Origin of the sequence: Rubrivivax sp. JA1026, assembly GCF_011065555.1 — a bacterium.
Taxonomy (GTDB): domain Bacteria; phylum Pseudomonadota; class Gammaproteobacteria; order Burkholderiales; family Burkholderiaceae_C; genus Rubrivivax; species Rubrivivax benzoatilyticus.
The window spans coordinates 240,553-253,186 of record NZ_JAALCQ010000003.1 but is presented as its reverse complement, the minus strand read 5'-3'; the positions used below and the strand labels follow the sequence as shown (position 1 = coordinate 253,186).

The window sequence follows — 12,634 nt, the reverse complement described above, 5'->3', positions numbered from 1 at the left end:
CTCAGCGGCGCTCGATGCCCAGCCGGTCCATCATCTCCCGCGACGCCTGGTGCTGCTGCGGGACCTGGGTGCGGATGCGGTCGGTGCCGAACGACACCACCGCGGTACTTGGCGCGCAGATCTGGCGCGCCAGGAACAGTGCCGTCGAGTTGACCCCGAGCACCGCCCGGTACGGGGTCTGCGAGAGATGCACCTCGAGCGGCACGTCGAGTTCGATCTTGCGCGCTCCGGCGGGTCTGAACTCGTCGCGGCCATCGCGCGGGTGGCCCTTGTAGACGATGTCGTCGATGCCGCGCTCGAGGCACCAGCGCGCGATCTCGTCGCGGGTCGCGTCGTGGTCCGCCTGGCTCATCACGCCCAGCGCCTGCAGCGGCTGGCCGATGACGATCGCGCTCGACCCGCTGTCGTCTGACCGGCGCTGCATCAGCGGGGCGAGCTCGACCGTGCGTCCGCGGGGGTAGTCGTGCGGGAATCCCGCCAGCGTGTAGATGCGGTCGACGAACGGCGCCTCGGCTGCGGTGCGATCGCCGCGGAAACACCAGTAGTCGAGTTCCGGCGCCGCCAGCCTGCGCAGCTTGCGCAGCCACTGGGCGGCCTCGCGCACCGGGCCCAGCGGGTGGCGGGCGATGTTCATCAGCCCGTCGGGCAGGATGCGGGCGTGCATCGTGCCGGCGCCGCAGCGCCGCGGCAGCGCACGCAGGTAGTAGTTCACCGCCTCGGTATCGAACACCGGGCTGTGCAGCCGGATCTCGGCGCAGGGACCGACCGCTGCGGCGACCGTGGCGATGTTCTGCTTCAGGCGGCGCAGTCTCCCGAACGCACCCGGCAGCGGATCGAAGCGCGGCCAGGGTGCGTAGGCGACGGCATCCCAGTCGCTGGCGTCGATGAAGCGCCTCGCGTCCGGCCGGTAGGGCACGATGACACGGCGGCTGTTCGCCTCGTGGTCCAGTGCCACCCGGCGCGCGGCGAGATAGTGCAGCGGCGACGCGACGAAGAAGACCGCGACGACGTCCCGGCCCGCGTTCATCAGGCGATCTCCCGGTAGACCTGCAGGTTGCCGCGCACCATCGCCGCCACCGAGAAACGCGCGACGACGTGCTCGCGCCCGGCCGCGCCGTAGCGCGCGCGCAGCGCGGCGTCGCCCAGCAGCGTGTTCAGGTGGCGCGCCAGCGCGGCGGTGTCGCCCGGCTCGATCAGCTCGCCGTTGACGCCCGGCAGCACGATCTCGGGGATGCCGCCGGCGCGGCCGGCGACGATCGGCAGGCCGCAGGCCGCGGCCTGCAGCAGCGCGACGCCCAGGCCTTCCATCTCGGCCGGGTGCACCAGCAGGTCGAGGTTGGGCAGCACGCGCGGCAGGTCCTGGCGGAAGCCCGGGAACAGCACCCGGTCGACCAAGCCGGCGGCGCGCGCCTCGTTCTCGATCGCCTCGCGCAGCGGCCCCTGGCCGAAGATCAGGAAACGCGTGCGCGGGTGCGCCGCCAGCACCGCCGGCAGCGCCGCCAGCAGCGTGCGGTGGCCCTTGCGGGCGATGAACTGCGCGGCCATGCCGACCGCCAGCTCGTCCGGCGCGAGGCCGAACTCGGCCTCCAGCCAGGCGCGTTCGCCGCGGCCGGGCCGGTACTGCTCGACGTCGACCGAACTCGGCACGCAGCGCAGCTTGGTGCGCGGCACGCCCTCTGCCTCGAGCACGCGGAAGATGCCCTCGGAGATCGTCACGACGCGGTCGTAGAGCCGGTACTTGAGGCCGACCCAGGCGCGCGGCTCGGGGTTGTCGACACGCCGGCTCAGCACCACCGGCACGCCTTCCAGGCGCGCCGCCAAGCCGCCCCAGAGGTCGCTGCCGCGGCGGCTGTGCAGGTGCACGACGTCCGGGCGCTCGGCGCGGATCAGGCGGCGCAGGCGGCCGAGCATGCCGACATCGGCGTCGCCGCCCATCTCGATCTGCACGACGCGCGCGTGCGGCGCGGCCGCCTCGGCGACGGCGCTGCCCAGCGGCGCGGCGAGCACGTTGTCGACGCCCTCGGCACCGAGCCCGCGCACCAGGAACACGACCTGCAGCGCACCGCCGTACAGGTGCTTGCCGGCCTCGACGTGGAGAACCTTCATGAGACGGGGAGGATCGGGAGGGTCGGGGTGCCGTCGGCCAGCCGCGTCGCGGTGTCGAACACGCGCTGCACTTCCAGCGAGCGCATGCAGTCGAAGCGGCCGGCGCAGCTCGGGCGGCGGCGGCAGGGCGAACACGGCAGCGCGTCGTAGAGCACGACGGTGCGCGGCGTCGCCGCGTCGAGATAGGGCCGGGTCGAGCCGAACAGCGCGACGGTCGGCACGTCCAGCGCCGTGCCCATGTGCGTCAGGCCGGTGTCGACGCCGACCAGCAGCGCGGCCTCGGCCAGCGCGGCGACGGTCTCGTCGAGCTTGAGCCGGCCGGCGAGGTTGGCCGCCGCCGGCGCCAGTGCGGCGATGCGCGCCGCGGCGTCCACGTCGCCCGGGCCGCCGACGATCACCGGCTGCAGGCCGCGCGCCGCGAAGGCCTGGGCCAGCTCGGCCCAGCGGTCCTCGAACCAGTGCTTCTGCGGCCGCGTCGTGAACGGGCACAGCGCGACCCAGCGGCCGGCGACGCCGGCCTCGGCGAGCGCGGCGCGCGCGCGTTCGCGCGGGGCCGCGCCGACGGCGAGGTCCAGGCGGAAGTCGGACTCGGCAGCGCCGAGCGCGACGCCGAGCGCCCGGTACTCGCTGCCGATGCGGCGGTCGGCGCCGGCGGGTGGCGACACGCGGTGGTGCATCAGGTGCTGGCTGCCTTCGTGCGAACGCAGCCCGACACGCTGCGGCGCGCCGGTCAGCCAGGCGCAGAAGCCGCTCTTGAGCAGGCCCTGGGCGTCGAGCACGAGGTCGTAGCGCTCGGCACGCAGCCGGCGGCGCAGGGCCAGCACCTCGCCGGCCAGCGCGCCCAGGCGGCGCTCGCGCCAGAGCTGCTGCAGCACGGCGCGCGGCATCGTCTTGACGCCGTCCAGGCGCGGGTTGTGCGCCAGCAGCGGCGCCGCCGGCGGCTCGACGAGCCAGTGGATCGTCGCGTCGGGCCAGCGTGCACGCAGCGAACGGATCAGGCCCGAGGCCATGACGACGTCGCCGATCGCGCTCAGGCGCACGATCAGGATGCGCGGCGGGCGGCCGGCGGGCAGCTTCAGCGGAAGAACGGGGCGGGGGTTCACGGCTCGTTCCCGGCGGCAGGGCCGGAGGTGGTGCGCAGCGCCTCGTAGACCTGCAGGGTCTGGCGGGTCATCAGGTCGACGGTCAGCTCCGCGCTGTAGGTCTCCCGGCCTCGCTCGCCCATGCGCCGCGCCATCTCCGGATTGGCGGCCAGCGTGCCGAGGGCCTGCGCGAGCGCTCCGGCGTCGCCCGGTTCGACCAGCAGACCGTTGCGCCCGTCGATGACGATCTCCGGCACGCCTCCGACCCGGGTGGCCACGATCGGCAAGGCGGCGGACATGGCCTCGACGATGGCCAGCGGCAGGGCTTCGCGGCGTGACGACAGCACGTAGGCGTCGAACGCGCGCAGCAGATCGGCGGCGTCACGCCGATAACCGGCGAAGTGCAGCCGCTCCAGTCCGGCAGCGGTCTGGAGCACCTGGCGACCGTAGGCGGTGTCGGGGGCGCCGATCAGCACGACGTGGACCGAGGCCGGCAGATCGTGCATGGCCTGCACCAGCAGATCCTGCCCCTTGTCGGGGATGAACCGCCCCGCGTTGACGGCGACGAACGCGTCCTGCGGGATGCCGAGTTCGCGGCGCAGCGCCGCTCTGTCGGGCGTGCCGACCTCGGGGACGCCGTTGCGAACGACGGTCACGGTGTCGGCGGCGTAGCCGGCGGCGATCAGGTTGTCGCGCACCGCCGCCGAAACCGCGATGACGTGCCGGCAGCCGCCCATGTGCTTGCGCGCCGTCGTCGCGTGCGCCGTGCAGACGGCGACGCAGCCGCGGTGGCCGTGCTGCGCGCGCGCCGCGTAGGCCGCGCCGCGGATCAGGTGGCCGTGCACGATGTCCGGCGCCAGCCGCGCCACCAGCCGCCGCAGCCGCCAGTGAGAGACGAGGTCGTAGAGCCCGTGCATCGCGACGTGGTGCGCGGGGATGCCGGCCTCGGCGCAGGCGCGGCCGATCCAGGAATCCAGCGGCCCGGCGAACTCGACTTCGTGGCCGGCGGCGCGCTGGGCGCGCATCAGCATCAGGCAGTGGTTCTCGGCGCCGCCGTAACCGTGGCTGTGCAGGACGTGCAGGATGCGCATCGGGGCGGTGTTCAGTCGTGCTTGAAGTGCAGCTTCCAGGCGAAACCGAGCAGGTTGTCGCCCCAGGAAATCGCCTTGCGCGGAATGTCGAACGGCGAACGTGCGCCGTTGGCCTTGCCGCGGATACAGGTCAGGCCGGTGCGGTAGCCGGCCTCGCGCACGTAGTCGCGGGCGCGTTCGTCGTAGTCGCCGTAGGGGTAGCAGAAGTCGGTGACCGCCTCGCCGAGCAGGTCCTCGAGCGCGGCCTTGCTGTCGAAGATCTCGGCGCGCATCTGCTCGGGGGCCAGGCGCGACAGGCGCGGGTGCGTCAGCGAGTGCGAGCCGAAATGCACGCCTTCGCGGCGCAGGCGGCGCAGCGTCGGCGCGTCCATCAGCGGCGGCTGCTCGGCAAAGCCCTGCAGCCACTCCGACTTGCGCCCGACCAGCGAGGTGACGATGAACACCGTCGCCGGCATGCCCTGCGCCTGCAGCGCCGGCCAGGCGTGGTCGGCGAAGTTCTGGTAGCCGTCGTCGACGGTCAGCACGACGCCGCGCCGCGGCAGCGCGGCGCCCTCGAACAGCGCTTGCCGCGCGGATTCCAGCGACATCACGTCGAAGCCCATGCGGCGCAGATAGGCCAGTTGCGAACCGAAGCGCGCGCTGTCGCAGAACTGCGCGCGATGCGCCTTCGGTCGGGCGAAGTGGCCGAACTGGTGGTACATCAGGACCGACAGCGGCGGCTCGGCCGGCGGCGTCTTCAGCGGGGCCGTGTTCATTCGGAGATCTCGCTCTGGCGGTGCTGCATCAGGTGCAGCTTGTGGTACAGCCCGCCGCGGGCGAGCAGTTCGTCGTGCGTGCCGACTTCGGCGACGCGGCCCTGGTCCATCACGATCACGCGGTCGGCGTTGGCGATCGTCGACAGCCGGTGCGCGATCGTCACCGTCGTGCGGCCGCGCTTGAGGTTGTCGATCGCCTGCTGGACGATGCGTTCGCTCTCGGTGTCCAGCGCCGAGGTGGCTTCGTCGAGCAGCAGGATCGGCGCGTCCTTCAGCAGCGCGCGTGCGATCGACAGGCGCTGGCGCTGGCCGCCGGACAGGCGGGCTCCGTTCTCGCCGATCTGGGTGTCCAGGCCCTGCGGCAGCTCGCGGATGAACTCCATCGCGTGCGCGGTCTCGGCGGCGCGTTCGATGTCCTCGCGGGTCGGCTCGCCGGGCGCGCCGTAGGCGATGTTGGCAGCGACCGTGTCGTTGAACAGCACGACGTGCTGCGTCACCAGCGCGATGTTGGCGCGCAGGTCTGCCAGCCGCACCTCGCTGGTGTCCACGCCGTCGAGCAGGATGCGGCCGCCGTCGGGCGCATAGAAGCGCGGGATCAGCGACATCAGCGTCGACTTGCCGCTGCCCGACGCGCCGACCAGCGCGACGGACTCCCCGGCGGCGATCTCCATCGTCACGCGGTCGATCGCGTTGCCTTCGGTGTTCGGGTAGCGGAAGACCACGTCCTCGAAGCGCAGGTGCCCGCTGACGCGGCCCAGCGTGCGCGTGCCCTCGTCGCGCTCGGGTTCGGCGTCGAGGACCTCGAACAGCGAAGCTGCCGCCGCGAGGCCGCGCTGCAGCGTCTCGTTGACGTTGGACAGCCGCTTCAGCGGCCCCAGCAGCAGCGCCATCGCGCCGAAGAACGAGACGAAGCCGCCGACCGTCAGGTCGTTGCTCTGCGAGGCCAGCGTCGCGTAGTAGATGATCCCGGCCAGCGCCAGCGAGGCGATCAACTGCACCAGCGGACTGTTGGCCGCCGAGGTGCGCACCGACTTCATCGTGTAGCGGCGCAGCAGGCCGGCGACCTCCGCGAATCGCCGCTGTTCGTAGGCCTGGCCGCCGAAGACCTTGATCTCGCGCTGGGCGCCCAGCACCTCGTCGGCGACGTGCGACAGCGCCCCCACCGAGTCCTGCTGCGCGTGGCTGTAGCGGCGCAGCCGTCGCCCGACCGAGTGGATCACCCACCCGATCACCGGCAGCACGGTGAAGAACAGCAGCGACAGCTTCCAGTTCAGCCACAGCATGTAGCCGAGCAGGCCGACGACGGTCAGCGAGTCCTTGACGATCGTGATCAGCGAGATCGTGATGATCGGGTTGACCTGCTGCGCGTTGTGCGTCAGGCGCGCCATCAGCACGGCCGAGGGCTGGCGGTCGAAGAAGGCCAGCGGCAGGGTCAGCAGGCGCGCGAAGACCGCGTTGCGCAGATCGAGCACGACATGCGTGGCGACGCTGTTGAGCGCCACCGTGTGGGCATAGTCGGACAGGCCGCGCACCGCGAACAGCGCGACCAGCGCCAGCGGCATCACGTGCGCGAGCTTCGGGTCCTTCTCGACGAAGCTGCCGTCGATCAGCTGCTTCAACAGCGCCGGGACCGAAGCCTCGGCGGCGGCGTTGACGACCATCGCCAGCACGCCGAGCACGAAGACCTTCGTGTAGGGCCGCACGTACTGCAGCAGCCGCCGGTACAGCGCGAACGAGTTGTCTGGTTTCATCGGCTCAGCTCTCGTCGACCCGCCGCGGCGGGTAGCTGTCCCAGCTGAGGCAGCCCGGGCACTGCCAGAAGTACTGGTGGGCCTCGAAGCCGCAGGCGGCGCAGCGGTAGCGTTGCAGCGGGCGCGCGGCGCGCGCCAGCGCCTGCTCGACGAGCTCCAGCGCCGCCGGGTCGCCGGCCGCTGGCTGGGGCGGCGTGGCGAGCAGCGCATGCGCCGCGGTCAGACTCGGCTGCTGGCGCAGGCTGTCGGCCAGGCGGCGCGGCTGGCTCGCCGGGTCGAGCCGGCCCAGCGCCTGCAGCACGTCCAGGCTGGGGCTGCGCTCGAGCGCCTTGGCGAGCTGGTCGCGCACGTGCTCGAGCCGGCCGCAGGCCTCGCCGCTGGCGGCGTAGTCGGCGGCCACCAGCGCGAAGGCACCCGGCTGCACGCCGGCCAGTTCGTCCCAGAGCTCGACGGCCTCGCCGTGGCGGCCGGCGGCGCGCGCGCGCCGGCCGGCGATGACCCGCGGCCGGGCCGCGTGCGGCGCGGCCTCCAGCGCGCGCCTGAGGGCCGTGTCGGCGTCGGCGGCATTGCCGGCGGCGTCGGCTTCCTCGGCCAGCTCGCACCAGTAGTGGGCGATGCGCGGCGCGTACGAGCCGGTGCCGCCCTTGTCCAGGCGGGTGGCGATGTCGATCGCGGCGCGCCAGCTGCGCGAACGTTCCTGCAGCGCCAGCAGCGCCAGCCAGGCCTCGGTCTCGAAGGCCGTGCCCTCGAGCGCACGGTAGGCCTGCTCGGCGCGGTCGAAGAGACCGGCGCGCATGTAGTCCTGGGCCAGCTCGTGCTGGGCGCGGTCGCGTTCGCCGGTCTTCAGGTCGGCGCGCGACAGCAGGTGTTCGTGCACGCGCACCGCGCGCTCGAACTCGCCGCGGCGGCGGAACAGGTTGCCCAGCGCGAAGTGCAGTTCGGTCGTGTCGGGGTCGTGCTGCACGGCCTCGATGAAGGCGTCGATGGCCTTGTCCTGCTGTTCGTTGAGCAGCAGGTTCAGGCCCTTGAAGTAGGCGCGCGGCGCGTCGCGGTTGTCGCGGCGCACCTGGCGCAGGTCGAAGCGCGACGCGAGCCAGCCCAGCGCGAAGGCCACCGGCAGGCCGATCAGCAGCCACTGGAAGTCGAAGTCCATCGGGCGTCGGGGTTCTCGGACGGGAAATCGGGCGGCCCGATCAGGCCGCAACGGTGCGCCGGGCGCTCACAGCCCCTCGCGCGGCGGGTGTTCCAGCGGCAGCTCGGAGGCCGGCGCCGGGGCGGGGGCCGGCGCCACCGGGGCGGGGGCCTGCAGCCGCGCCTTGCGGCGCTCGCGCCACCAGCTCGGCAGCATCGCCAGCACGCCGACGGCCGCGCCTGCGGCAAAGGCCGCGAGCACGACGATGACCATCGGGGCCTGCCACTCGGCGCCGAAGAACCAGCGCACGGTCGCGTTCTGCTGGTTGTTCAGCGCGAACGCGAACAGCGTGAAGAAGACGAAGGCCCGGAAGAGCCAGAGGAGAAGGCGCACGGCGCCGATTCTAGGAGCCGCCCGGTCAGGCGGCGTCGGTATCCCGGTCGGCCGGTTGGCGCGCGTCGACGGCTTCGCGCAGCGCCTTGCCGGGCTTGAAGTGCGGGACCAGCTTCTCCGGGATCACGACCTGTTCGCCACTGCGCGGGTTGCGGCCCATGCGCGGCGGACGGCGGTTGATCGAGAAGCTGCCGAACCCGCGGATCTCGATGCGGTGGCCGCGGGCCAGCGCGTCGGTCATCGCGTCGAGGATGGTCTTGACGGCGAACTCGGTGTCGCGCTGCGTCAGCTGCGAGAAGCGCTCGGCAAGACGGGCGACGAGGTCGGATCGGGTCATGGCAGGGACGGATCGCAAGCGGCTGGAAACGCGAAAAGGCCCGCGCGCCTGGAAGGGGCGCGCGGGCCGTGCAACGGCGAATTACTCGCGGTTGTCGAGCTTGGCGCGCAGCAGGGCGCCCAGGCTGGTCGTGCCGGCGTTCTCGCGCTCGTTGGTCTGGCGCAGGGCCTGCATCGACTGCTGCTCGTCGGCGTTGTCCTTGGCCTTGATCGACAGCTGGATCGAACGCAGCTTGCGGTCGACGTTGATGATCATGACCGAGACTTCGTCGCCTTCCTTCAGCACGTTGCGCGCGTCTTCGACGCGGTCGCGGCTGATCTCGGACGCACGCAGGTAGCCGGTGACGTCGTCGTTGAGCTGGATCTCGGCGCCGCGCGGGTCGACCGTCTTCACCTTGCCGGTGACGATGGCGCCGCGGTCGTTGAGCGTCGTGAAGCTGGTGAACGGATCGACGTCCAGCTGCTTGATGCCCAGGCTGATGCGCTCGCGCTCGACGTCGACGGCCAGCACGATGGCCTCGACTTCCTGGCCCTTCTTGTAGTTGCGCACGGCGGCTTCACCCGGCTCGTGCCACGACAGGTCGGACAGGTGCACCAGGCCGTCGATGCCCGCGGACAGGCCGACGAAGACGCCGAAGTCGGTGATCGACTTGACCGGGCCCTTGACCTTGTCGCCGCGCTTGACGTTGGAAGCGAACTCTTCCCACGGGTTCGGCTTGCACTGCTTCATGCCCAGCGAGATGCGACGCTTGTCTTCGTCGATCTCGAGGACCATGACTTCGACTTCCTCGCCCAGCGAGACCACCTTGGACGGGGCGACGTTCTTGTTCGTCCAGTCCATTTCGGAGACGTGCACCAGGCCTTCGATGCCCGGCTCGATCTCGACGAACGCGCCGTAGTCGGCGATGTTGGTGATCTTGCCGAACAGGCGCGTGCCGTTCGGGTAGCGGCGCGAGACGCCCAGCCACGGGTCGTCGCCCAGCTGCTTGATGCCCAGGCTGACGCGGTTCTTCTCGGCGTCGAACTTGAGGACCTTGGCCGACAGTTCCTGACCGACCTGCACCACCTCGCTCGGGTGACGCACGCGGCGCCACGCCATGTCGGTGATGTGCAGCAGGCCGTCGATGCCGCCGAGGTCGACGAACGCACCGTATTCGGTGATGTTCTTGACCACGCCGTGCACGATGGCGCCTTCGGTCAGCGTCTCGAGCAGCTTGGCGCGTTCTTCGCCCATCGAAGCCTCGACGACGGCGCGGCGCGACAACACGACGTTGTTGCGCTTGCGGTCGAGCTTGATGACCTTGAACTCCATGGTCTTGCCCTCGAACGGGCTCATGTCCTTGACCGGACGCGTGTCGAGCAGCGAACCCGGCAGGAAGGCGCGGATGCCGTTGACCAGCACCGTCAGGCCGCCCTTGACCTTGCCGCTGACCGTGCCGGTGACGAAGTCGCCCGACTCCAGCGCGTTCTCCAGCGCCATCCACGACGCCAGGCGCTTGGCCTTGTCGCGGCTGAGGATGGTGTCGCCGTAGCCGTTCTCGACGGCGTCGATCGCCACCGCGACGAAGTCGCCGACCTGGACCTCGAGTTCGCCCTGGTCGTTCTTGAACTCGTCGATGGGCACGTAGGACTCGCTCTTGAGCCCGGCGTTGACGACGACGTGGTTGAACTCGATGCGCACGACTTCGGCGGAGATCACCTCGCCGACACGCATGTCGGAGCTCTTCAGCGATTCCTCGAACAGGGCGGCGAAGGCATCAGCGCCGCTCTTGGCGATGACGGTAGTGGATACGGACATGTGGTTCCTGTGCCCGGAGGAGTTGAAGGCAGAGCCGGGCGGTGCTTGCAGCGGGGGCTGCGGGGTTCGTTGGACACACCCGCCGCGCCCGGTGGCCTGACGGCCGGAAGGGGAGCGCAGCGGAACCTGGGGAGAACGCGCGTCAGGCCGTGCGGCCGAACGGGCGGCGCTGTTGCCACCAAGCCAGCACCTGGGCCACCGAGGCTTCGATGGACAGTGCCGAGTTGTCGAGTTCCAGCGCGTCTTCGGCCGGCTTCAACGGCGAGACGCTGCGCGATCGGTCACGCAAGTCCCGCGCCTCGAGGTCCGCGCGAAGGTCGTCGATATTAGCAGAAATTCCCTTGGAAATCAGTTGCTTATGGCGCCGCTCGGCGCGCTGGGCGGCGCTGGCCGTGAGGAAGACCTTCAGCGGCGCGTCGGGGAAGATCACGGTGCCCATGTCGCGGCCGTCGGCCACCAGGCCCGGCGCGCGGCGGAACGACAGCTGCAGCTCGTGCAGCGCCGCGCGCACCGCCGGCCAGACCGACACGCGCGAGGCCATCAGGCCCGTCGTTTCCAGGCGCAGCTCGTCGGTGATGTCGCGCCCGCGCAGCCAGGTGCGGCCGGCGTCGGCGCCGTCGCCGAAACGCAGGTCCAGACCGGCGGCCAGCGCCGCCAGCGCCGGCTCGTCCTCGGGCGAGACGCCGTCCCACAGCGCGGCGATGCCGGTGGCGCGGTACAGCGCGCCCGAGTCCAGCAGCGCGTAGCCCAGCGCCGCGGCGACCTCGGCGGCCAGCGTGCCCTTGCCCGAGGCCGTCGGGCCGTCGATCGTGATCACCGGCACCTCGGCCGGCTCGGCGCGCGCCAGGCCGAACAAGGCCTCGAAGTAGTCGGGGAAGGTCTTGGCGACGCAGTGCGGCTCGAGGATGCGCACAGGCACGCGCGCGCCGACGGTCGGGTTGAACGCCGCCAGCGACAGGCACATCGCCATGCGGTGGTCGTCGTAGGTGCGGATCTCGGCCGGCTGCCAGGCCTGCGGCGCGCGGACCTCGATGAAGTCGGCGCCTTCGACGACCGTCGCGCCGACGCGGCGCAGCTCGGCGGCCATCGCGGCGATGCGGTCGGTCTCCTTGACGCGCCAGCTGGCGATGCCCTCGATGCGCGTCGGGCCTTCGGCGTACAGCGCCATCGCCGCCAGCGTCATCGCGGCGTCGGGGATGTGGTTGGCGTCCAGCGTGATGCCGGCCAGCGGCCAGCGCCCGCGGCGCACCTCCAGCCAGCCGGGGCCGGTGCGCACGTCGGCGCCCATCGCCTGGGCGGCCTCGACGAAGCGGATGTCGCCCTGGATCGAGTCGCTGCCGACACCTTCGATGCGCACCGCGTCGCCGCCGGTGGCGGCGATCGCGCCCAGCGCGACGAAGTACGAGGCCGACGAGGCGTCGCCCTCGACGTGGATGTCGCCCGGCGAGCGGTAGCGGCTGCCCTGCGGGATCGTGAAACGCTGCCAGCCTTCGCGCCGCACGGCGATGCCGAAGCGCGCCAGCAGGTTGACGGTGATCTCGACGTAGGGCTTGGAGATGAGTTCGCCGTCGACCTCGACGACGAGATCGCGTTCGCCGGCGGCCAGCGGCAGGGCCAGCAGCAGCGCGGTCAGGAACTGGCTGGAGACGTCGCCGCGCACGCGGATCGGGCGCTCCAGCGCCAGCCGGCCGCCGGCGTTGCCGCGCAGGCGCAGCGGCGGGTAGCCCGGCGTGCCGAGCTCGTCGATCGTGCAGCCGAGCGGGCGCAGCGCGTCGACCAGGTCGCCGATCGGGCGCTCGTGCATGCGCGGCACGCCGGAGAGCTCGAAGTCGCCTCCCTGCAGCGTCGCCAGCACGGCCAGCGCCGCGGCCAGCGGCCGCATCGCGGTGCCGGCGTTGCCGAGGAAGAGCCTGGCCTCGTGCACCGCCAGCCGGCCACCGATGCCGGTGACGGCCAGCGTGCCGTCGGCGTCGTGGGTGATGCCGCAGCCCAGTGCACGCAGTGCGTCGAGCATGACGCGCGTGTCGTCGCTGGCCAGCAGGTCGTGCACGCGCGTCGTGCCGTCGGCCAGGCCGGCGAGCAGCAGCACGCGGTTGGAGATGCTCTTGGAGCCGGGCAGCCGGACGGCGCCGGCCGCGCCTGCCATCGGCGGCAGGTCGAGGAAGGGAGTGCGGAACATCGGGTCGGAAA

Annotated in this window: 11 protein-coding genes; all 11 read right to left on the bottom strand. The window is 71.9% G+C overall.

Features of this window, described 5'->3' with window-relative positions:
• Position 1: 1 nt before the first annotated feature.
• Positions 2 to 1,027 (bottom strand): polysialyltransferase family glycosyltransferase, encoded by a 1,026-nt coding sequence (locus G5B56_RS07635; RefSeq protein WP_164962808.1) that lies wholly within the window; start codon positions 1,025 to 1,027, stop codon positions 2 to 4.
• The gene (locus tag G5B56_RS07630) at positions 1,027 to 2,106 is read right to left on the bottom strand and encodes a glycosyltransferase (RefSeq protein WP_164962807.1); all 1,080 of its coding nucleotides are present in this window, start codon (positions 2,104 to 2,106) and stop codon (positions 1,027 to 1,029) included. Before G5B56_RS07630 ends, G5B56_RS07635 begins: the two co-directional genes overlap by 1 nt.
• The gene (locus G5B56_RS07625) at positions 2,103 to 3,209 is read right to left on the bottom strand and encodes a glycosyltransferase family 9 protein (protein ID WP_164962806.1); all 1,107 of its coding nucleotides are present in this window, start codon (positions 3,207 to 3,209) and stop codon (positions 2,103 to 2,105) included. The genes G5B56_RS07630 and G5B56_RS07625 overlap by 4 nt, the downstream gene beginning before the upstream one ends.
• A complete protein-coding gene (locus tag G5B56_RS07620; RefSeq protein ID WP_164962805.1) occupies positions 3,206 to 4,279 on the bottom strand; it encodes a glycosyltransferase in 1,074 nt (357 codons plus the stop codon). Before G5B56_RS07620 ends, G5B56_RS07625 begins: the two co-directional genes overlap by 4 nt.
• Before the next feature lie 11 nt (positions 4,280 to 4,290).
• A complete protein-coding gene (locus tag G5B56_RS07615; protein ID WP_009856347.1) occupies positions 4,291 to 5,034 on the bottom strand; it encodes a polysaccharide deacetylase family protein in 744 nt (247 codons plus the stop codon).
• Positions 5,031 to 6,785, bottom strand: coding sequence for a lipid A export permease/ATP-binding protein MsbA (gene msbA, locus G5B56_RS07610; protein WP_164962804.1), 1,755 nt, complete (start codon positions 6,783 to 6,785; stop codon positions 5,031 to 5,033). The genes G5B56_RS07615 and msbA overlap by 4 nt, the downstream gene beginning before the upstream one ends.
• Positions 6,786 to 6,789: 4 nt before the next feature.
• On the bottom strand, positions 6,790 to 7,938 hold the full coding sequence (gene lapB / locus G5B56_RS07605) for a lipopolysaccharide assembly protein LapB (RefSeq protein WP_164962803.1): 1,149 nt from the start codon (positions 7,936 to 7,938) through the stop codon (positions 6,790 to 6,792).
• A gap of 66 nt (positions 7,939 to 8,004) precedes the next feature.
• Complete coding sequence (locus tag G5B56_RS07600; protein ID WP_009858504.1) at positions 8,005 to 8,310, bottom strand: lipopolysaccharide assembly protein LapA domain-containing protein; 306 nt, start codon at positions 8,308 to 8,310, stop codon at positions 8,005 to 8,007.
• Positions 8,311 to 8,335: 25 nt separating this feature from the next.
• Positions 8,336 to 8,647 (bottom strand): integration host factor subunit beta, encoded by a 312-nt coding sequence (locus G5B56_RS07595; RefSeq protein WP_009858505.1) that lies wholly within the window; start codon positions 8,645 to 8,647, stop codon positions 8,336 to 8,338.
• Positions 8,648 to 8,728: 81 nt separating this feature from the next.
• On the bottom strand, positions 8,729 to 10,444 hold the full coding sequence (gene rpsA / locus G5B56_RS07590) for a 30S ribosomal protein S1 (protein ID WP_009858506.1): 1,716 nt from the start codon (positions 10,442 to 10,444) through the stop codon (positions 8,729 to 8,731).
• A 142-nt stretch (positions 10,445 to 10,586) separates the two neighbouring features.
• Entirely contained in the window at positions 10,587 to 12,623 is a 2,037-nt protein-coding gene (locus tag G5B56_RS07585; RefSeq protein ID WP_164962802.1) for a bifunctional 3-phosphoshikimate 1-carboxyvinyltransferase/cytidylate kinase, read from the bottom strand.
• Positions 12,624 to 12,634: the final 11 nt, after the last annotated feature.